The following is a 20,207-nucleotide window of genomic DNA, read 5'->3' on the forward strand; positions in this document are numbered from 1 at the left end:
CTCCCTGGAGGCCAGTCCAACACCTGCCCGCAATGTCGGGCGGCACTACGTGTGCGCCTCGAGGCAGGTGTCGGACAACCCTTAACCATAGCGGACATGGCGCCCGGCGGAAAGCGGTCATCCGCCAATGGCCCTTTGGCGTTCGCCGCCTCGCTCGGAAGCGGTCATTCCAAGCCAGTACTAGCGGGCTGCCTCAAAAACCACGAAATATCCCGTCCGCGGCGACGTTGTCTGCGAACTCAGAGAAATCCATGTTCGCCAAGGTCGAATCACAAATGACCTGTCACCAGTCGGAGACTGCACGGCTATTCCTTCATAGAGGTTTCAATCAAAATGAGCCAGGCTTAGACGAGGCTACTCAATTTCGTGAATCCATCCATAAGGCCAGTACCCGCACGTAATTACTGAGTAGTATCTCCTCGATTTGCGTGAGAGTTGAAAGATCTCGGAAGAGGGTGTGTTTTGAATCTCTTTTATATTTAAAAATAATTGGTCTGAATTCTTTCTCATAAAATCATTCTGTTGAATTAGATTTTTCAAGGCCCAGATTTTTTGGTCAGCGACCTCTTTAACCGTTATCCATGCGGGGTAAAGAATTTTATCGGTGCCGCTGTTGAAATTATCTGCATTGACGTCGATGAAGACATAAGCACCGCACGTAGGCTCTCCACCATGACCTTTAAGCTCAAAAAGGTGACGATCTGATAGTCTGGCGACCTCGAGAGCGTCGATGACAGTGCCGTCCTCACTGACGATACTGCTGCTGGTGAATTCACTGCCATGAGAGTCAATCAAGAATTGCTCAAAAATCCTCTGGATATTTAAATGTGTATTACGTAGAGTGCAACTTGTGTAGCTTTCCGCGAGTGACGTGAGCCAGACGAGTAAGAGCAAGGCGGCTGGCATCAATAAAGTATAGGATGGCGTAAATTTATTTTTTCCAAATGGAATTCTCAGTATTGCGACCAGCATCCACACAATAACGATAAGCACGATGCAAAACGACAGCAGGTTCGACCAATTGATCCAGGGCCGGAGCGGCCTCAGTCGTGAGTAATTTACAAAGTCATAAAATTTAGGGAGAGATCCGGCGCCATGAGCCGGTGTGCCGTGGATCAAACCGGTGCCCCAACCCGTACAAATGCCATTCCCCAAAAGAAAATAAATAAAATGAGAAATGATAAATGCCGCGAAGAGCAGAAAAATAATCCGCCCCCAGCGCGAGGGGACGATACTTAAGAGAGCGGATTTCACGGAACTATTTGATTTCGGGTAGGTAGAGGGCGAATGTGACGAGTGGGACTAGAGCCATCACCTCGGTAGCAGATGGCCAAAATGAGCCGGAAACACCGAGAGCCAGTGCAAGCGGCCCTGGTCACACTAGGGAGCACCATCGAATTCCATCTATGACATCCGTCACTTTGCTCATTCTTCGACCCGTGATGCGTTGCAAGCAGAATGGGACGATGGTGTACTCGGAATGTGAGGTCCGCGAGAAGCCTATGTGAAGTCGACTGGCCGTGTCCTCATCGACTTGAGTGCCTTGCCACGATGCAGGCCCGGCACACCTCGAAGTGACCGCTATCGAGCGAATTGAGGGACGTCGGCGACCGGCTGGTTCTGGCCGAATTGCGTCCGTCAGTGCCGCTTCAGGTCCGCGTCGGTAGCGACCCGCAGGCTCATACAGAAGCCCGAATTGCAGAGTGATGCTGGCTCACTCGAATCACTGCCGTCACCAAGAATTCCTAGGAGCGTATCGGGCTCGAGTTGGAGCAAAGCTCCCGGTACATCGAACGTGCCGGCAGTCACGCTGTTGGAGTTCTTGGTCCACCGGCGAATCCAGGCGCCGTGAGATACCCAAGTTCCCGCAAGTGCTCGCCTTCCGAAGAACTTCTGTTGCACAAGAGCTGCGTGAGCCCCTCCGACATCCGGCAATCGCCAAGCGCCGTCTTCGAATGAGAACACCCCAATGTCGTCGGGCTGGTCGGCATCCAGGCGTCCTCTACCCACCACGATGGACGCAGCAACGCCCGGGTCGAGCGGGCCGGCAAGATACCAATCGCACACGTCATAGGGCGGCTGCGATGGGTAATCCCCTTCGGAATGGCATTCGTCCAAATCCGGGTTCTTCGGATTCACCATCAAAACCTCAAACCGACACTCGCTCTTTCCGGCCAAGGCTTTGGAGCGACTCGCCCGGGTGACTCGGTAGCCACTTGGCAGTTCGAACGCGATACCGCAGACGGCGACCGTGGTGAGCGTCCTGCCGACCTTTGGCGAGGCCCCATCGGCATGAGCCTTAGAAAATCCGAGGGCCCCTAGCGTACAGGCCATCGCAACCACTGCAGATTTCATCATCAAACTGACCACACTGTGACCCATGGTTGCGATTGTCCTAGGGACTTGTTTGTGTGCACGCGCTTCAGGCAATGCGCTCCCGGCCCGCAAGCAAACCGTTGTGCGTGCGCCGCGAACGTCGGCTATCTGGCTGGCGAATTGGACGCCAACGTCGAACGGCCGGCCGGTATTGGCCGGCTTGAGCCACTGGACTGCAGCGAAAGCGGCCCTTCAGGAAGGCAAGCACGGAAGACCGCAAGCCAGCCCTCTGCAGACATTCCTTTGCTGGGTACGCGAAGGCCACGCCCATCGGTTCACGCCCGGCCGCGGACCATGTCGAGCAGGCGACCCACGATGCGCTCGCCATCGGCCCGCAGGCCGTTGTGGGCGTACTCGTTGGTCACCCAGGCCCGCAGCCCACGAACGCCACGGGCCGTCTCCTCGGCAAACGATCGCTCCACGTAGACATCGTCGACGTACACGGTCGCTGCCACCGGGACCTCATTGCGGGCGAGGCGGTCGGTGTCGTACAGGCGCGGCCATGGATGCTGGGCCAGAAGCTGCGCCGCCTCGCGGTGCGCGTGCAAGCCCGAGTAGTCATCCCACATCCAGGGGAATACGTGCTCTGCGCCGAGGAGGTCGCCGGTCATCGCCTCCTCGGGCGCGAGCCGGTGTGCCGACCAGCGGGTGGCACCGCCGTCGGCGTACGAGGACTCATGGAGCGTCGCGTAGATCGGATTGCGCTCCCAGGACGACGCCATCTGCGCGTCGACCATGAATGCCGCCGAGCCGAAGGGCAGCTCGAGCAGGTGGTGCAGCCGTTCGAACCCGGCGCTGTCGCCGAGCCACATTCCGGTCTGCCGAAACCGACGCGATGTGAGGCGGTCGCCGTTGGGCAAGCGGACATCTTCCTCGTCGAGCCGGCGCAGGATCGTCCGCAAACGATCGAGGTCTCCCGGGTATCGGGCGTGATAGCGCTGATTCGCTTCGCACACGCGCGTCCATGTCGCCGCGTAGACCTCGTCGACCGGCCGATTCGTGATCGGCGCAAGGCCGCCGGTGATCAGTACCTCCCGCAGGCCCTCGGGCGCCAGCGACAGATAGGTGAGCGAGGTGAATCCACCGAAGCTCTGACCGAGCAGGCTCCAACGCTTGACGCCGAGTTCAGCGCGGATCAATTCGAGGTCGCGCACGATCGAGTCGGCGCGGAAATGCGTGAGGTACTCGGCTTGGTCGGCAGGCGCTGCCCCTGGGATGACTGGCCCGACGGGCGTGGAGCGCCCCGTGCCCCGCTGGTCAAGCAGCAGGACCCGGAAGTCGGCAAGGGCACGCGCCATCCACCCTGAGGGCGGGCTCGTCGGGCGGGCAGCCTCGAAGCCTGGGCCGCCCTGCAGGAACACGAGGTAGGGGCGATCAAGACCGTCTGGGGCAGCAAGCTCGCGCGTGAACACGCTGATCGTGCCACGCAGCGGGTCGCCGTGAACCAGGGGAACCGAGTGCTCGCGCTCGGTCAAAACTGCCCCGGGCATGCGGTAGATCGTATTCATGGCTTGCATTAGAACCCGAACGCATGCCCTCGTCGGGCTCGACCCGATTGCCTGCGGCGGCCCATTCTCTAGTCGGCCATCAACCTGGCCAACTCGCCGCTCGCGATGAGCTTCTGCAGATCCTCGGCTCCGCCGATCAGAGTGCCTCGCACGAACACCATCGGCAGTGTTGGCCAGCCGGTCCACATCTTGAGCGCGTTGCGCTCGCGCCATTTTGAGAGGTAGCTGCCGTAGGCGATGTAGTGGTACGGCACCCCGGCTTCTTCGAGCAGGCGCTTGGCCTTCTTCGGAAAGGGGTTGATTCCCATGCCGACTACCACGACCGGATGCGCCGCCACGGCGGTCTGCACCTCGTGGACGATGGCGGAATGGTGCCGGGCGATCTTGTCGCGGACAGCGGGATGAATTTGGGTTTCGGCTAGGACTGCTCGGGGCATAGACAGTGTCTGTGGAATTACCAAGCAGCTTACCGCTACTGTCGAAAGTCGGTCCAAGGCGGAGCGATGAGAAGAACGCATCGAAGCCCCGGGCCTGAAGCCCGATCCGGTGCGCCGGCTCAGGAACTCGTGCTCGCGCTCGCGGTATCGGTGCCTCGCGGCCACTCGAACACGCTCTTGGCCGACGTGCCCGGCCCCTGGATCGAGACGTCGCGCTGGATCCTCTGGCCTCCCAACACGGCTTCCACCGTGTAGCGTCCAGGTTCGAGACGCGCCACCAGGTAGGGGCCTGCAGCATGGACCTGGTCAAGAACCACATTGCCCTGAGCGTCGCGCACCGTGAGAACCACGTCGGCGGCAGCGCTCTTCCCGTCCTTGACCGCGAACTCGAAGACAGCCGGCCAGCGAGGTTCGACGACGCGCATCAACGCCGCCTCGTCCGGGCCGATACCGCCGCTCATGTATTCGATGCCGTGAACCACGTGGATCGGCGGGTTGAAGACCGTGGCCTGCGCCCCGATGCCTGCCAATGACAGCACCGCGCCGCTGCACAGCACGGCCACGGCGTGGGCCGCATTCTTCTTCTGATGCCGGGTCATGATGGAGTCCTTTCCTGAAGAACGTGGCCCGACCAGGGGTCACGGCGAGGACTTTGCGCCCGTCGACTTACTGCCTCCTTAAGGCAGGCGGAATCCGGCATATCGCTGAGCCACCCCCAAAACCTCGATCTAGCCCCGAAACTTCGATCTCGAAGCCTCGATCCTCAGCATCGACGACGGATCCCGAGGCAATGCAGACATGGGTGTCCTTCGTCAGCGCCCCAGGTCTTTCGCGCTGACTCCCGCAATGCCCCAGTTCTGCTTCGGCACGTCGTGGATCCAGACGCGGATGTTTTCCTTCGGCGCGCCCACGGCGTCCTGCAGGGCCTGTGTGACCTTTTCGATGACGGCTTTTTTCTGATCGTCGGTGCGGCCTTCGATCATGTAGATCTGTGCAAATGGCATGTGGGGCTCCTCAGGCGAAACGCAGCGATACGCTGCCCAGGCCTTGCACTCGCAGGCTCACGTGATCGCCGGCCTCGACCGCCACCGCCTCAGTGACGCCACCGGACATGATCATGGTGCCGGCCGGGATCTCGCGGCCGCGCTTGCCCAGATGGTTGGCCAGCATGGCGACGGCGGCGGCCGGGTGCCCCAGCACCGCCGCACCGGCGCCGATGGCGACGGCTTCGCCGTTCTTTTCCATCACCACGCCGAGCGTGCGCAGATCCAGCCGGTCGACCCGCTGGGCACGGCCACCGACAACGAACCGCGCGGCCGAGGTGTTGTCGGCCACCACGCTCTTCAGGTCGAACTTGAAGTCGCGGTAGCGGCTGTCGATCACCTCGATGCCCGGCAGCACGAAGTCGGTTGCCGCGAGCACAGAGCCGATGTGGCAGCCCGGTCCTTTGAGCGCGTGCTTGAGCACGAAGCAGATTTCGGGTTCGACCTTGGGGTGGATCAGCTCGCCGTGCTTGACCTCGCCACCCTCCGACACGCAGAAGCTGTCTACGAGGAAACCGAACACCGGCGTATCCACGCCCATCTGCTTCATCTTGGCGTGCGAGGTGAGGCCCGCCTTCAGGCCAATGACGCGCGCGCCGCGTGCCAGCTTGCGCCGCAGGATCTCGTCCTGTATCGCATACGCGTCGTCCCAATCCATGCCGGGGTGTTCGTCGGTGATCTTCAGGGTGTCGCGGGCCTGCAGTTCGCAGGTCTCGAGGTGTTCCGCCAGGGCGGCGATGGTGACTTTGTCGAGTGCCATGGTGTCTCCTCAGGCCGCTTTTGCCAGTTTCGGTTCGCGCGCCCGGGCCATGGTGAGCGCAGTGTCTTCGATCATGTCTTCCTGTCCGCCGACCATGCCGCGCCGGCCCAGTTCGACAAGCAGGTCGCGTGCCGGCACGCCGTATTTCTTTTCGGCGCGCTTGGCAAAGAGCAGGAAGCTCCCGTACACGCCTGCGTAGCCCAGCGTCAGCGCGTCGCGGTCGATGCGAATCGGGAAGTCCATGATCGGCACGACGAGGTCTTCGGCAACGTCCTGAATCTTCCAGACGTCGACACCGGTCTGAATACCCATGCGTTCGCAGACGGCGACAAGCACCTCCATCGGCGTGTTGCCCGCACCGGCGCCCAGGCCCGCGGCCGCCGCGTCGATGCGCGTCGCGCCGGTCTCGACGGCGGCGAGCGAGTTCGCCACGCCCATCGCCAGGTTGTGGTGGCCGTGAAAGCCCAGTTCGGTTTCGGGCTTCAGCGCCGCGCGCACCGCGCCTATCCGCGCTCTCACGTCGTCGGGCAGCATGTAGCCGGCCGAGTCGGTGATGTAGATGCAGTTGGCGCCGTAAGCCTCCATCAGCAGCGCCTGCTTGACCAGTCCTTCCGGGCTGTTCAGGTGGGCCATCATCAGGAAGCCCACCGTGTCCATGCCGAGCTTGCGCGCCGCGACGATGTGCTGCTCGCTGACGTCGGCCTCGGTGCAGTGCGTCGCCACGCGAATGGTGCTGACGCCCAGGCCGTGAGCCATCTTCAGATGATCGACCGTGCCGATGCCGGGGATCAGCAGTGCGGAAACCTTGGCGCGCTTCATCAGCGGGATCACGGTCGCAAGATATTCCTCGTCGGTGTGCGCCGGGAAGCCATAGTTCACCGAACTGCCGCCGAGGCCGTCGCCATGCGTGACTTCGATCAGCGGAACGCCGGCGTCATCCAGTCCTTTCGCGATCGACTTCATCTGCTCCAGCGTCATCTGGTGGCGCTTGGGGTGCATGCCGTCGCGCAGCGTCATGTCGTGCACGAGGATCTTCTTGCCCTGGAATGTCGTCATGATCTTTTCCCCCTCAAGCGGCCACGGGCTCGAGCTTGAGCGAGCCGGCCAGGATTTCTTCAGCGAACATCTCGGCGGTGCGCGCGGCGGCCGCCGTCATGATGTCCAGGTTGCCGGCGTACTTGGGCAGGTAGTCGCCCAGGCCCTCGACCTCCATGAAGACCGAGACCCGGTTGCCGTCGAATACCGGACCGTTGACGAGCTTGTAGCCGGGCACGTACCTCTGCACTTCCTTGATCATGTCGTGGATCGACTTCGTGATCGCGGCCTGGTCCGGCGCGGTTTCGGTGAGGCAGTGCACGGTGTCGCGCATGATCATCGGCGGCTCGGCCGGGTTGATGACGATGATGGCCTTGCCCTTCTTCGCGCCGCCCACCTTTTCGACCGCACCGGCGGTGGTGCGGGTGAACTCGTCGATGTTCTTCCGGGTGCCCGGGCCGACGGAGCGGGACGCGACGGTGGCAACGATCTCGCCATAGGCCACCGGCTGGACGCGCGAGACTGCCGCAACCATCGGGATCGTCGCCTGCCCTCCGCAGGTGACCATGTTGACGTTCATCTCGCGCTTGCCCACATGCTGCTTCAGGTTGACCGGCGGCACGCAGTAAGGACCCACGGCAGCGGGTGTCAGATCGATCATCATCACGCCCAGCGCGTTGAGCTTGCGCGAGTTGTCGGCATGCACGTAGGCGCTGGTGGCGTCGAACGCGATCTGCACACCGTCGGCCTTCACATGGGGCAAGAGTCCGTCGACACCATCGGCAGTCGTCTTGATGCCCATCTCGCGGGCGCGTTTCAGGCCGTCGGAGGCGGGGTCGATGCCCACCATCCACACCGGCTCCAACACGGCGCTGCGCTGCAGCTTGGCCAGCAGGTCGGTGCCGATGTTACCGGGCCCGATGAGGGCGCATTTCACTTTCTTCACAGGGACTCTCCAGTCAATTTGGTTGAATGGGTTGAATGGGTTGTGGGCCGCGCGGTTTTCAGACGAAGCGCACCGAGCAGCCGCCGATGCCGCCGATCGTCACGCGCAGGTTGTCGCCTGCCTTGACCGGCACCATGATCGCCAGCGACCCCGACAGCACGACTTCGCCGGCCTTCAGCGGAATGCCCAGTTGCCCGAGCGTGTTGGCCAGCCATGCCACTGCGTTGGCCGGTGCGCCGAGGGCGGCGGCGCCGGCGCCCGTGGCGACGATCTCTCCGTTCTTCTCCAGCACCATGCCGCAGGTGTTGAGATCTACCTCGAGCGGCGAGACGACCCGGTCGCCAAGCACGAACACACCGCAGGAGGCGTTGTCGGCGACCGTGTCCTGGATCTTGATCTTCCAGTCGCGGATGCGTGAGTCGACGATCTCGAAGCACGCCATCACGCCTTCGGTGGCGGCGATCACGTCGGCGGCGCTGATGCCGGGGCCGACGAGGTCGCGCTTGAGGATGAATGCGATCTCGCCTTCGGCCTTGGGCTGGATCAGCGTGGATGCCTCGATGGCTTCGCCTTCGTTGTAGACCATGCCGTCAAGCAGCATGCCGAAGTCCGGCTGGTAGACGCCCAGCATGTTCATCACCGCCTTGGAGGTGACGCCGATCTTCTTGCCGACGATGGCTTCACCGGCCTCGATGCGGCGCGCGATCAGTCGCTGCTGGATGCGGTAGGCGTCCTCGATCGTGATGTCGGCATGGCGCGTGGTCAGCGGTTCGACGACACGGCAGGCCTTCAGTGCGTCGTACAGCTCGTCGCCGAGCGTGTGGATCAGTTGTTCGTTCATGGTGTTCTCGGATATCAGCCGTTCAGGCGCTTGGGTTCATCGGCGCCCGCCTCGGAGAGGAAGTTGCCGACCAGTTGCGCGAAGCGCGCGGCGTGCTCGATCTGCGTCCAGTGGCCGCACTGCCCGAACACGTGCAATTGAGCGCGCGGGATCCAGTTCGACAACGTCAGCGACGTCGACAGCGGGATCACGCGGTCCTCGCGGCCATGGAGGACCAGGGTCTCGTGGGCGATGCGGCGGATGTCGGATTCGTTGCTGGTCATCGCGTCGACCCAGCGCTGTCTCGGCGCGGGGAACATTGCCGCGAAGGACTCCTGGAAGCCCGGGCGAATGCTTGCTTCGTAACGAAGCTGAGCGAGTTCGTCGGTGACCAGGTTCCGGTCGTAGGCAAAGATGTCGAGCAGCTCGCGCATGCGCGCCAGCGACGGCGCGTAGCCCCACACCGCGTCCAGCCCCGGCGTGATCGCGAACGGCACGCCGACACTGCCCATGAGCACCAGGCGTCGCACCCGCTGGGGGTGCCGAATCGTCAGTGCCAGCGCCAGCGCACCGCCGAAGGAGTTGCCGACCAGGTCGGTCTGCTCGACATCCAGCGCATCGAGCACGCCGATGGCCTGTGCCACCCAGGTGTCCATGTCGTAGCGCTGTCCTGCCGGCCTTTCGGTGTAGCCGAAGCCCACCATGTCGGGCGCGATCACGCGCGCCTGCCGGGCCAGCACCGGCATCGCCAGGCGCCAGTTCGCCCAAGCCGTCACGCCGGGCCCCGAGCCGTGAATCATCAAGACGGGAGGGCCGCTGCCCAAGTCGTGCACATTGGTGCGGATGCCTGCCGCAAGTACCGACTGCGCGATTTCGGGATTGCTCATGTCGGTCTCTCAGAGCTTGATGCAGACGTTCTTGAGCTCGGTGTAGAACTCCAGCGAATGGACGCCGCCTTCCCGACCGATGCCCGACTGCTTGGCGCCGCCGAAGGGCGTGCGCAGGTCGCGCAGGAACCAGCTGTTGACCCAGGAGAGGCCGACTTTCATGCGCTGCGCGACACGGTGCGCCCTCGATACGTCGCGGGTCCAGATCGCACAAGCGAGCCCGTACGCGTTGTCATTGGCCTTGGCCAGCACCTCTTCCTCGCTGTCGAAGGGCGCGATGTGGCAGCAGGGGCCGAAGATCTCTTCCTTGATGACGCGCGCCGTCTCGGGCAGCCCGGTCCAGATCGTCGGCTGCACCCAGGCGCCTTCAGCGAGTGCGCCGGTCATTGCCGGCACGCCGCCACCGGTCACCACCGTGGCCCCTTCTTCCAGGGCGAGCTTGTAGTAGGAGAGCACCTTGCCCAGGTGTTCCTGGCTGATCAACGGGCCCATGCCGGTGGCCGCGTCTTCCGGGGGCCGAGCTTCAGCCCTTCGGCACCCTTCTTCATTGCGGCCACGAATCGGTCGAAGATCGGTCGCTCGACATACACCCGCTCGGTCCCCAGGCACACCTGGCCGCAGTTGGCGAAGACGGAGCGCATCGTGCCTTCGATCGCCGCGTCGAAGTCGCCATCGGCGAAGACGATGGCGGCGTTCTTGCCGCCCATCTCCAAACTCACCGGACGGGCGCCGTGCGCCGCGGCTTTCATGATGACTTCGCCGGTTCGCGTCTCGCCGGTGAAGGTGATGGCATCGACCTGCGGGTGTGTCGTGACGAACTCTCCGGCCGAGCCGGGGCCGAAGCCGTGCACCACGTTGTAGACCCCCTTGGGGATACCGGCCTCGTTCATCACGTCGCCGAGCAAGGCGGCAGTCTGCGGCGTTTCTTCCGAAGGCTTCACGACCACGGTGTTGCCGCAGGCCAGCGCCGGGCCGACCTTCCATGTCATCAGCAGCAGGGGAAGGTTCCACGGGCAGATCACGCCGACCACGCCGATCGGGCTTCGAAAGCCGTAGTTGATCGCACCGCGGCCGTCGGGCGTGGCCATCTCGAAGAACTCGGTCGGCACGTTCTTCACCACGTCGGCGAAGATCTTGAAATTGGCGGCCCCGCGGGGATGTCGAGATGGCTGGCCAGGCTCATCGGCTTGCCGGTGTCGGCGCATTCGGCGGCGACGAATTCGTCGAAGCGGCGGTTGATGCCATCGGCCACGGCATAGAGGCGCTCCACGCGCTCCGCCACCGTCATGCGGGACCACGGTCCATCGAGCGCCGCGCGCGCGGCGGCCACCGCGGCATCCACCTCGGCGCGTCCGGCCTCGTGCACTTGCGCGATGACCTCGCCGGTCACCGGCGAGCGCTTGGGGAAGGTCTTTTCGGTGGCGGTGTGTTCCCCGTTGATGAAGTTGAGGATCTGTTTCATGGCGTGGATTGCAAGGGTTGATGTCAAGAATTCAGGCGCAGGCGAGCGCCAGGCGAAGCGCCTGAAGCCCGCATTGCGGTCCGGCTCCGCTCAGGTGTAGACGTCGGTGAAGGACGCCACCAGCTCGCCCGTGTGATAGAAGATCCCGCTGCCCAGCTGATCCTCCGTCCAGGTCGTCACCGGCCGGTCGCGCTGAGCCAGGTAGCCCAGGCCCGCGAAGGTCTCGTTGCGATTGCCGCTCGGGTCGAAGAAGTAAATCGTCTCGCCCCGCGTGATGCCGTGACGGGTGGGCGCCACATCGATCTTGACCTTGTTCTTGGCCATCACGTCGGCCGCCTTGAGCACGTCGTGCCAGGAATCGAGGAAATAGGCAATGTGGTGCAAACCGCTCTTGGGGCCACCGACAAATGCGATGTCGTGCGGCGTGGTCGTGCGGCTCATCCAGGTCGCGGCCTGGATATCGCCGGCGGGGCCGACGAGGACCTGCTCGGTGAGGAAGAAGTCCAGCGCTTCAGTCATGAAGCGCGTGTTGTCGGCGACGGTGTTGATGCCTTCAGGAGGATTCATCTCGCACATCAGCAGCAGATGGTCGAGCCAGTGCGCGCCGGCACCCTTGAGGCTGTCGGGCCAGGGGTCTGGGTTGGTGGTGCCGACCTCGGTGCCGACGAATTCCTTCATGGCATACAGGCGCATCTCGTGGCCGCTCGGCAGGTTGAACTGCAGCATGCGACCGGTGGCCGGTAGCGTGCCCTCCGGCAGCATCGTCGTCTTCACGCCCCATGCCTCGATCTTCTTCTGCAGAGCGTCGAGGTCCGAGTCCTTCTCGACCTTGTAGGCCACATGGTTCAAGCCGCCCTGGTCTGAAGGCGTGAGGATCAGCGAGTACTTGTCCCACTCGTCCCAGCACTTCAGATAGACGTTGCCCGCCTTGTCCTGCATGGTGGTCTTCAAGCCCAGCACATTCTCGTAGTGCTTCACCGCAGCCGCCATGTCCATCACCTTCAGGCTGGCGTGGCCGATACGCATTACACCCATCACATGTCTCCTTCATGCCGCGTTGCTTGCGGCGTTGGTACATGGCTCGCCACCATGGCGGGCCTCTTGGAAAACGGTTTCTCCAGCTTGCCGATCACCTCCAGCCGAACCGCACTGGCCGGTGCTACGCGGCAGGCCAGCGTGAAGCCGCACTGCTCTTCTTCGACACTGACGTGTGCGCGGCTGACAGGACCGATCGATGCGACCGTGCCATCGACGATGCGCACCTTGCATACGCCGCAGCCGCCATTGACGCAGCCTGCAGGGATGCCCTTGCGGCCGAGGCGCAGCATGCCGCGCAGCAGGCTTTCGTCGGTCGCGCATAAGTAGCTTTCACCGGTCTGCGCGATGCAGACGTCGACCTTGGGGCGGGTGTCGAGGAACATCGTCGTCGCCTCCTACACGCGCTGGAACAGCGGGCTGCGCTGCTGGCCGGCATCTGCCGCCGAGATGAACTTCTCGGTGTAGATGTCGCGCTCGAACAGCCGCCCTTGCATGAGCGTGGAGATGCACGCCTCGACCATCGGCGGCGGTCCGCACAGGTAGGCCTTGTGGCCTGCGAAGCCGCTGCCGAAGTGGGCCTTGGCGGCTTCGTGCACGAAGCCGCGTGCACCGTCCCAGTCCGAAGCCTCGGGCTCGTTCGAAAGGACCGGCACGTAGGTGAAGTTCGGATGCCTGTCGGCGAGCGCGCGAAACTCTTCGTCGTAGTACAGCTCTTCGCGCAGGCGCTGTCCGTAGACGAGGGTGATCGGCAGCGTGCAGCCGCCGTCCAGCAGGTCCAGGATCATCGAGCGTGGGCTCGACAGGCCCGATCCGCCGGCCATGAAGATCATGGGCACGGCCGCGGACTGGCGCACGAAGAAGCGACCATAGGGGCCGGACAGGCGCAGCCGATCCCCGGCTTTCAACGTGTGGTGCAGGTAGCCCGTGCCGGCGCCGCCTGCGACGATGCGCACGTTGAGTTCGATCTCCCCGGTGTTCTCGACGTCGCCGGGCGAGTTGGCGATCGAGAATGCGCGGGCCTGTCCCAGCCCCGGGATCTCGAGCTGCACATACTGCCCGGCCTGGAATTCGATCGATTTGTCCAGCGCCAGGTGCAGGGCCTTGATGGTCGGCGTCAACTGCACGATGCGCGTCACGGTGGCCGCGAAGTCCCGCACCGGAATGATCCGGGCGTCGGGCTCCTCGTCGATGTCGGCTTCGATGGTCGCGTCGCTTTGCAGCGTGCAGCAGCAGGCGAGCGCCTTGCCTTCGTCGCGCTCGAACTCCATCAGCGCGAACGGGTTCGCGGCGCCGTGGTCCACATCGCCGTTGCATACCTGTACCTTGCAGGATCCACACAGGCCGTGTCCACAGGCATGCGGAAGGTAGATGCCCTGGCGCAGCGCGGCGTCGAGCAGCGTCTGGTCTTCCTCCACCTCGATGGTGGCGCCCAGCGGTTCAATGGTGAGTTGATAGCTCATGGCGTGACTCGCGAACGCTGCAACTTCAGCTGAACGAACCCTTGATTCCGGTCAGCCCCGGCGTGCTGAAGCGGATCGCGTCCTTGTGCTTCAGCCCGTTCTCGGCGAGCGACTTGGCCGGATCGGGGGTCCACGGCTGGCCCGACTTGAACCACCGCACCTTCGTCCAGTCGATCTTCGCGAAGTCGGGGTGCCAGCCGTAGATCCCCGGCAGCACGGCGGTCGCCAGCGCGCCGAAGGGCGTGTCCGGGGGCAACGGCAGGCAGAACGGCGCGCAGAACATCAGGTGGTCTTCCCAGCCGATGTAGAGCAGCGGCGCGGGAAAGTTCTCACGCGCATCGCGAGCCGGAAATGCGTAGGGCTTGAGGGCGACGACGCTCATTTGGCTTCTCCCGATTCGTTGGCTGCGGCCGCAGCGGCGGCCGGCGGATCGCCGCGCCAGGCCGCGAAGTTCTTCTGGTCTTCCGAGCCTTCGAAGTCGAAGTTGTCGCGGCCGACGTTCATCTCGTAGTAGTCGAGCACTGCGAGCAAGGGGTCGAAGCCTTCGGCCGTCGGATCCGTGCCGGGCTTGAAGCAGTGCCCCTGGTAGATCTGGTGCACCGGCAGCCACGACTGCACGTACTTCTCGGGCTCGTGATCGAAGATGCCCTTGCAGTGGTCGCTGCAGAAGTGGTACTTGTCGCCCAGGTAGTCCGACTCGCGATAGCAGATCTTGCTGGCGTCCCCCGGCTCCGTGAAGAGCATCGGGATCTGACAGGTCGTGCACAGCATCGGGAGCGTCTTGTTGTAGAAGCGGTTTCCCTTGGCTGCCTGCTCGCCCCAGTATTCGAGGCGAGGACGGTAGTACTTGTCGAAGGTCGTCGGGTACTTCTCCGACAGCCACGCCATCTCGTCTTCCTTCGGGATCCAGGTGTGGAAGGGCGCGGCGGCGTTGTAGTTGTAGAAGGTGGCCCATGCACTGGTGGCTGATGTGGTCCTTGCCTTCGCACGCGTCCTTCCAGCCCTTGGGTTCGCGAATGCCGTAGCGCGCCAGGTCCTTGAAGAGCGCGCCGCCGTTCTGCTCCGCGTACATCTCCCAGGCTTCCTTCCAGCTCATCACGCGCTTGGGAAGCATGTAGTCCTGCATCATCGCGACCAGCGTCAGCAGCCGGTAGCCGCGCCAGAACCACTTGTCGATCCAGCCCTGGATGATCGGCACGTTGGCGGGATCCTGTTCCAGCATGAACTTGATGCACTCGATACCGAGCGTCATGTGGCGCGACTCGTCGCTCTGCGCCGAGAAGCCGAAGGTCACGGTGGACATGTCGCCGTTGTGCGCCGCGCCCGACATGAAGGGCACGAACAGCAGGTTGGTCAGTACGTATTCGAACGAGAAGCTCACCGCGGTGAGGAACTCGAACGGTCCGGCCGTGTTGGCATCCTCGAAGAAGGACTTCGGCACCGACAGGTACCAGACGCGGTCGAACCAGTGGTTCGAGTGATGCATCCCGTTGAAGTACTTGTTGTAGTGCGAGATCGCGTGGGTCTCGGTCTGGTAGTGGCGCAGCTCGTCGATCGACTGCATCTGCGCGGCGACGCGCGCGCCCTCGCCAGTGAACTGCCTGCCCACATGCGCGAAGCCGCGGTGTGCGTAGTACTCGAGCGGCGTGACCCCCTGGATGAAGAGCTTCAGCGCGTTGATGTAGCGCGCATCGCTCACGCCGAGCTGGCCGTTGTTCTGCGCGAAGGCCTCGATCACCGCGTAGAGCTTCTTCTCCTTCTCGCCCTGGTACTTCCAGTAGGCGTCCATCGTGAGGCGGAACGGGTCCTGCCACTTGTCCCAGTCGTGAATCTTGATGCCTTCGTACTTGTCGTACGGAAAGACTTCATCCATCGACTGGTAGCTGGTTTCCCAGCCGAGGCCGCGCGTCATCGCGGCGTAGCGGTCTTTCAGACCGAGCTTCTTCTTCACGACACGGGTGTCCATGGCTTGTCTCCTTGAGCGTTCGTTGGGAATCAGTGGCGCCAGCTCAGCGTGAACTGGTCGTCGTCCTCGTCGATATGGCCTGACAGCGTCACGAGGTTCACTTGGATGGCCTGCAGGTCGTAGGCGCGGCCGGTCTGCTCCTCGATCGTGGCGCGCCGGATCGTCAGACGGTCCGGTGCGTCGATCTTCACCAGACCGGGCGAGTGCACGACCATCGCACCGGGGTTGTCGGCGACGATCGCGTCGACCACCGGGCGCGACTCTTCGTTGTGCTGGAAGGCGATGAATACGTTGGACATGAGGTCTCCTGGTGAAGCGGTGATGCGGTAATGCAGTTCGGGGTCACACGCCCACGCCGGCCTTGCGGCAACGCTCGCCCAGCTTTGCGCAAGCCTCTTCCAGCGCGTCCTGGCCGATGACGCCGAGCGCCATCTCGGCCACAGGTGCCAGTGCGGCGCGGGCCCGTTCGGTCCAGGCTTGCATCCACTGCGAGATCAGATGCTGGTTGGCGGGCGATTCGACCGCGGCGGTCTTGACCACCGCGTCGACCCAGCGCGCGCTTTCGTCGTGCCACTCGGGCATGAAGGCGGTCAGCATCGCGACGGCCGTGCCGCCCTGCAAGGCCACATGGTCATCCACGAAGCTGCCGTAGATCAGCGGGTAGAGCAAGCCGTCGAGTGCGAGGTTCTGCGCAATGAAGAGCTCGAAGGGATCCTTCACGACGAACGTGTCTTCGACATAGCGGCGCAGCACTTGCCAGTGCGGATCGGTCAGCCAGGCTTGCTTGCCGTCGTCCAGCACCGTCGCGTCGTCCAGCGCGAGGCCGAGGCGCGTAAGGTATTGCGCCACCCCGAGGTTGTCCATCGCATGGAACATCGCTGGCGCTGTGAACGCCGTGCCGTAGCCATAGGCGCAGATGGCGGCATTGTTCATGTTGGCGCCCCATGCCGCGTGACGCAGCGGCATCAGGATCCGCAGCGTCTGTTCGCGCACGTCGTCGGGGATCTTGGCGACCATGTCGCGCGCGTCGACGAATTGAAAGTTCGCCTCCATGGCGTCTTGCTGGCGAGCCCGGGTCATCGTCCAGGTGGCGTAATAGAACTGGCGCGGGTCCTTCAGCGCGTACCAGTCGGCCAGCACGACACCGCTGCGGGAGGCATCAAACAGTTCGTGTTCGGGGTCCCACGTCGGGCGGTAGTGGAAGTTGACCGAAGGCTGCGCGCCCATCGTCGCTTCCTGGTAGCGAGAGGCGGCCTTGTCGCCCCCGATGTACTTCGCCACATGCGCGTAGGTCTGGCGCAGCGGCGTGATCTCGCGTGCTTGGAGGTCGATATTCATACAGTGTGTCTCCTGGTCGTCGGGATGTATTGCGTCGAACGAAACTCAGTCGAGTCGCCGCACGCGGTGGGTGGTGCAGAACTCGGTGAAGGCCCGCGCCGGCAGCAGCAACTCGACCGCCAGTTCCGGCCAGCCGATGGAAAACTCGAAAGCCACCAGCCCATCAGCACGCTCTTCGATCACGCGCACGAACTTCAGGGATGTGTTGCACTGGAGCCCGTCTCCGACCATGAGAGGGTCGTCAGAGGGCCGGGCGTCGTTGCGAAGCGAAGTGGACGTGTTCATCGAGCGGCTTGCGTTGCGGGTCACGACGAACACATCGCATGCGCTGTGCCAGAAAACGCCACGAAGCCCAACAATCTCGATAAAACAGGGTAAACCCCGAAAATGGACGACCTCGATGAGCCCTCGCTCGAGCGTTTATCGGCATTCCCGCAGCGGGAAGGTCGGGATTGCCGCACTGCATCATGATGAAATGAGCAAATCGCGCGGAGCGCTGTTCATCAAATCAGCAGATCGGGGAAAGAGGGGGCTTGGTGCGTGGGCTCGTTATCTCGATAATTGGCGCATGACCACCCCCGCGCAGCCCTTGCCGTCGGACGCCGATCTGCGCCGGCTCGTCCATTTTTCGGCGGGGGACGGCCGCATCTGGCTGGCAGGCCAGCGCATGGTGCTGGTCCATATGGCGGCATTGGGCTCGCTGCGGCGCGAGATGATGCAATCCATTGGCCGCGAGCAGACGCGTCGCGTGCTGATGCGCGCTGGCTATGCGTCGGGTGAACGCGACGCAGTGCTCGCGCGCCAGGTGCGCGGGGAGGCATCGCTGGCCGACATGTTTGCAGTCGGCCCGCAATTGCACATGCTGGAAGGCGCGGTGCAGGTCACGCCCGAGCGCTTCGTGTTCGACATCGCCAAGGGCGAATTCGAAGGCATCTTTCGCTGGGACCATTCGTGGGAGGTCGAAACGCATGTGCGCGACTTCGGCCCGCAGGATGAGCCTGTCTGCTGGATGCTGCTGGGATACGCCTCCGGCTACACCAGCGCCTTCATGGGCCGGCCGGTTCTCTTCAAGGAAGTCGCCTGCTGCGCCTGCGGCGCTCCGCACTGTCGCATCGAAGGTCGCCCGCTGGCCGACTGGCCCGACGGCGAAGCGCTCGCGCGCGACTACGAGGCCGATCCGATGCTGCTGCGACTCGAAGACCTGAAGTCCCAGGTCGACAGTCTTCGCTCCACGCTCGAGCCGGCCGATGACCTGGGTCCGCTGATCGGCCGGTCGCGCGCCTACGTTGCGGCCACCGCGTTGCTGCGCAAGGCCGCGGGGACCCAGGTGAGCGTGCTTCTGACCGGTGAGACCGGCGTCGGCAAGGAGCGATTCGCGCGCGCCCTTCACGCGATGAGCGCGCGCGCCGACAAGCCCTTCGTCGCCGTGAACTGCGCGGCCCTTCCCGGCGAGCTGATCGAAAGCGAGCTGTTCGGCGCCGAGAAAGGTGCCTTCACAGGCGCGGGGGCAGCGCGGCCCGGCCGGTTCGAGCGTGCCGACGGCGGCACGCTGCTGCTGGACGAGTTGGGCGAGCTGCCACTTCCAGCCCAGGCCAAGCTGCTGCGCGTGCTTCAGCATGGCGAGGTCGAGCGCCTGGGCGGCACCCTGCCGCGCAAGGTGGACGTGCGGGTGATCGCGGCAACCAACGTCGATCTCGAAGCGGCCGTTGCCGCCGGCCGTTTCCGGCGCGACCTGATGTATCGGCTCAATGTCTATCCGATCCGGATCCCGCCGTTGCGGGAGCGCGTGGACGACATCGAGCCGTTGGCCAACCACTTGCTCCAGCGTTTTGCCGCGCTGCATGGCAAGCGAGTGGCGGGCTTCACAGACCGTGCGATCGATGCCATGCGCCAGCACCCCTGGCCCGGCAACGTGCGCGAACTGGAGAACCTCATCGAACGCGGTGTCATCCTCTCCAGCCCGGACGAGCCGGTGGACGTCGGCGATCTGTTCGCCTCGGCACCGCAAGCCGCGCCGGTGATAGTCAACGCGGAAGGTCAGCTCGAGCGAGGCGCGCCGCACGACACGGCGGGCCTGTACGACGAAGTGCAGCGTCGCGGCCTCAGCCTGGAAGCGCTCGAAGACGCCTTGCTGAAGGAGGCTGTACATCGTGCCGGCGGCAATCTCGCGGGCGCGGCGCGCGCGCTGGGTGTCAGCCGTGCACAACTCAGCTATCGCATTGCGCGCGCGCATGAGCGCGCTCGCGCCTGAAGGCGGTCTCGTGGCGAAACGCGCAATGCTGAAACAGGTCTCGCCGAATGCGGCGCAGCCGCCGACCGACGACGAGAACAGCCCCTCGCGCACCCTGATCGAGCGCGCCTACGGCGAGTTGCGCGACGACATCGTCGACGGACGCCCGGCACCAGGGGAGAAGCTGCGGGTCGAGCATCTGAGGACCCGCTACGGTGTGGGCGCCGGCACCTTGCGCGAGGCCATCACCCGCTTGGTGAGCGACGCGCTGGTGGTGGCCGAGGGGCAGCGCGGATTTCGCGTCGCGCCGATTGCCCTCGATGATCTCGAAGAACTCACCCGGCTACGCGTGCACATCGAGATCGACGCGCTCCGCCGCTCGATCGTGTGCGGCGATGCGCAGTGGCGGGAGCAGGTCCGGCAGAGCTACCAGGAGCTGTCGGCCGTGGAGCAGCCCCTTCGCGCCGAGGACCGCCGCCGATGGGAGCAGTTGAACAATCGCTTCCATGAGTCGCTGATCGGCGCAGGCGCGTCGGCGTGGACCTTCAAGGTGCTGCGCCTTCTTTCGCGCCACGGCGAGCGCTACCGGCGCTACGCGATGGCGCTGTCGGACAGCGCAAGGGATGTTCACGCCGAGCACGCCGAAATATTCGAGCTGTCGATGGCCGGCCAGGATGCTCGCGCGGCGCTGGCGCTGGAGGCGCACATTCGCGCGACGCACGACTTGCTCAAGCGCGCCCGGCGCGACGGTGTGCTGCTGTTCCAGCGGCCGGCTACCGACATTCGACAGGCAGAGGCGAACGGCGGCAGTCAGTCTGAAGGCGAACTCGCCGACGAAGGCCACACCAGTTGCCCGCACGTGAGGAACTTCGCGCGGCACGTTGAGAAGAAGCGGTAGCCT

At 63.9% G+C, this 20,207-nt stretch carries 21 protein-coding genes and 2 pseudogenes; 2 read left to right on the forward strand and 21 right to left on the reverse strand.

Features of this window, described 5'->3' with window-relative positions; genetic code table 11:
• Nucleotides 1-193 precede the first annotated feature (193 nt).
• The 21 genes and pseudogenes from ACQ858_RS06115 to ACQ858_RS06215 all read right to left on the reverse strand — a co-directional run bounded on the left by ACQ858_RS06115 (nucleotide 194) and on the right by ACQ858_RS06215 (nucleotide 17,361).
• Complete coding sequence (locus ACQ858_RS06115) at nucleotides 194-253, reverse strand: hypothetical protein (RefSeq protein WP_431276802.1); 60 nt, start codon at nucleotides 251-253, stop codon at nucleotides 194-196.
• A gap of 101 nt (nucleotides 254-354) precedes the next feature.
• Nucleotides 355-1,254, reverse strand: coding sequence for a hypothetical protein (locus ACQ858_RS06120; protein WP_431275865.1), 900 nt, complete (start codon nucleotides 1,252-1,254; stop codon nucleotides 355-357).
• Between the two features lie 384 nt (nucleotides 1,255-1,638).
• Nucleotides 1,639-2,382: a hypothetical protein gene (locus ACQ858_RS06125; protein ID WP_431275866.1), complete on the reverse strand. Its 744-nt coding sequence runs from the start codon at nucleotides 2,380-2,382 to the stop codon at nucleotides 1,639-1,641.
• A 269-nt stretch (nucleotides 2,383-2,651) separates the two neighbouring features.
• Nucleotides 2,652-3,884, reverse strand: a complete 1,233-nt coding sequence (locus ACQ858_RS06130; RefSeq protein WP_431275867.1) for an alpha/beta fold hydrolase — start codon at nucleotides 3,882-3,884, stop codon at nucleotides 2,652-2,654.
• A 68-nt stretch (nucleotides 3,885-3,952) separates the two neighbouring features.
• Entirely contained in the window at nucleotides 3,953-4,321 is a 369-nt protein-coding gene (locus ACQ858_RS06135; protein ID WP_431275868.1) for a glutaredoxin, read from the reverse strand.
• Nucleotides 4,322-4,440: 119 nt separating this feature from the next.
• Nucleotides 4,441-4,920 (reverse strand): hypothetical protein, encoded by a 480-nt coding sequence (locus ACQ858_RS06140; RefSeq protein ID WP_431275869.1) that lies wholly within the window; start codon nucleotides 4,918-4,920, stop codon nucleotides 4,441-4,443.
• 213 nt (nucleotides 4,921-5,133) lie between these two features.
• On the reverse strand, nucleotides 5,134-5,325 hold the full coding sequence (locus ACQ858_RS06145; RefSeq protein ID WP_431275870.1) for a 2-hydroxymuconate tautomerase: 192 nt from the start codon (nucleotides 5,323-5,325) through the stop codon (nucleotides 5,134-5,136).
• Between the two features lie 10 nt (nucleotides 5,326-5,335).
• Nucleotides 5,336-6,124, reverse strand: coding sequence for a 2-oxo-3-hexenedioate decarboxylase (gene dmpH / locus ACQ858_RS06150; protein ID WP_431275871.1), 789 nt, complete (start codon nucleotides 6,122-6,124; stop codon nucleotides 5,336-5,338).
• Between the two features lie 9 nt (nucleotides 6,125-6,133).
• Nucleotides 6,134-7,180 (reverse strand): 4-hydroxy-2-oxovalerate aldolase, encoded by a 1,047-nt coding sequence (gene dmpG / locus ACQ858_RS06155; RefSeq protein WP_431275872.1) that lies wholly within the window; start codon nucleotides 7,178-7,180, stop codon nucleotides 6,134-6,136.
• Nucleotides 7,181-7,193: 13 nt separating this feature from the next.
• Nucleotides 7,194-8,105: an acetaldehyde dehydrogenase (acetylating) gene (locus tag ACQ858_RS06160; RefSeq protein WP_431275873.1), complete on the reverse strand. Its 912-nt coding sequence runs from the start codon at nucleotides 8,103-8,105 to the stop codon at nucleotides 7,194-7,196.
• A 58-nt stretch (nucleotides 8,106-8,163) separates the two neighbouring features.
• The gene (dmpE, locus tag ACQ858_RS06165) at nucleotides 8,164-8,946 is read right to left on the reverse strand and encodes a 2-oxopent-4-enoate hydratase (RefSeq protein ID WP_431275874.1); all 783 of its coding nucleotides are present in this window, start codon (nucleotides 8,944-8,946) and stop codon (nucleotides 8,164-8,166) included.
• A 14-nt stretch (nucleotides 8,947-8,960) separates the two neighbouring features.
• Nucleotides 8,961-9,812, reverse strand: a complete 852-nt coding sequence (locus ACQ858_RS06170) for an alpha/beta fold hydrolase (protein WP_431275875.1) — start codon at nucleotides 9,810-9,812, stop codon at nucleotides 8,961-8,963.
• A 9-nt stretch (nucleotides 9,813-9,821) separates the two neighbouring features.
• Nucleotides 9,822-11,274, reverse strand: a pseudogene (locus ACQ858_RS06175) (2-hydroxymuconic semialdehyde dehydrogenase).
• Nucleotides 11,275-11,364: 90 nt separating this feature from the next.
• Nucleotides 11,365-12,309, reverse strand: a complete 945-nt coding sequence (locus tag ACQ858_RS06180; RefSeq protein ID WP_431275876.1) for a catechol 2,3-dioxygenase — start codon at nucleotides 12,307-12,309, stop codon at nucleotides 11,365-11,367.
• Nucleotides 12,309-12,695: a 2Fe-2S iron-sulfur cluster binding domain-containing protein gene (locus ACQ858_RS06185; protein ID WP_431275877.1), complete on the reverse strand. Its 387-nt coding sequence runs from the start codon at nucleotides 12,693-12,695 to the stop codon at nucleotides 12,309-12,311. Before ACQ858_RS06185 ends, ACQ858_RS06180 begins: the two co-directional genes overlap by 1 nt.
• Before the next feature lie 12 nt (nucleotides 12,696-12,707).
• On the reverse strand, nucleotides 12,708-13,772 hold the full coding sequence (locus ACQ858_RS06190) for an NADH:ubiquinone reductase (Na(+)-transporting) subunit F (RefSeq protein WP_431275878.1): 1,065 nt from the start codon (nucleotides 13,770-13,772) through the stop codon (nucleotides 12,708-12,710).
• Between the two features lie 25 nt (nucleotides 13,773-13,797).
• Complete coding sequence (locus tag ACQ858_RS06195; protein ID WP_431275879.1) at nucleotides 13,798-14,154, reverse strand: phenol hydroxylase subunit P4; 357 nt, start codon at nucleotides 14,152-14,154, stop codon at nucleotides 13,798-13,800.
• Nucleotides 14,151-15,738: pseudogene (locus ACQ858_RS06200) on the reverse strand (aromatic/alkene/methane monooxygenase hydroxylase/oxygenase subunit alpha). Before ACQ858_RS06200 ends, ACQ858_RS06195 begins: the two are co-directional and overlap by 4 nt.
• 29 nt (nucleotides 15,739-15,767) lie before the next feature.
• Complete coding sequence (locus tag ACQ858_RS06205; protein WP_431275880.1) at nucleotides 15,768-16,037, reverse strand: MmoB/DmpM family protein; 270 nt, start codon at nucleotides 16,035-16,037, stop codon at nucleotides 15,768-15,770.
• A 43-nt stretch (nucleotides 16,038-16,080) separates the two neighbouring features.
• Nucleotides 16,081-17,076 carry an aromatic/alkene monooxygenase hydroxylase subunit beta gene (locus ACQ858_RS06210; RefSeq protein WP_431275881.1) on the reverse strand — a complete coding sequence of 332 codons (996 nt, stop codon included), beginning with the start codon at nucleotides 17,074-17,076 and terminating at the stop codon, nucleotides 16,081-16,083.
• Between the two features lie 45 nt (nucleotides 17,077-17,121).
• Nucleotides 17,122-17,361: a phenol hydroxylase subunit gene (locus tag ACQ858_RS06215; protein ID WP_431275882.1), complete on the reverse strand. Its 240-nt coding sequence runs from the start codon at nucleotides 17,359-17,361 to the stop codon at nucleotides 17,122-17,124.
• Nucleotides 17,362-17,644: 283 nt separating this feature from the next.
• On the opposite strand from ACQ858_RS06215, the gene ACQ858_RS06220 reads away from it, so the two are divergent.
• Nucleotides 17,645-19,327, forward strand: a complete 1,683-nt coding sequence (locus ACQ858_RS06220) for a sigma 54-interacting transcriptional regulator (protein ID WP_431276803.1) — start codon at nucleotides 17,645-17,647, stop codon at nucleotides 19,325-19,327.
• A complete protein-coding gene (locus tag ACQ858_RS06225) occupies nucleotides 19,308-20,204 on the forward strand; it encodes a GntR family transcriptional regulator (protein ID WP_431275883.1) in 897 nt (298 codons plus the stop codon). Before ACQ858_RS06220 ends, ACQ858_RS06225 begins: the two co-directional genes overlap by 20 nt.
• The last annotated feature ends 3 nt before the right edge of the window (nucleotides 20,205-20,207 follow it).

The sequence above is a fragment of the Variovorax ureilyticus genome (assembly GCF_050632185.1).
GTDB classification, from domain to species: Bacteria; Pseudomonadota; Gammaproteobacteria; order Burkholderiales; family Burkholderiaceae_C; genus Variovorax; species Variovorax ureilyticus_A.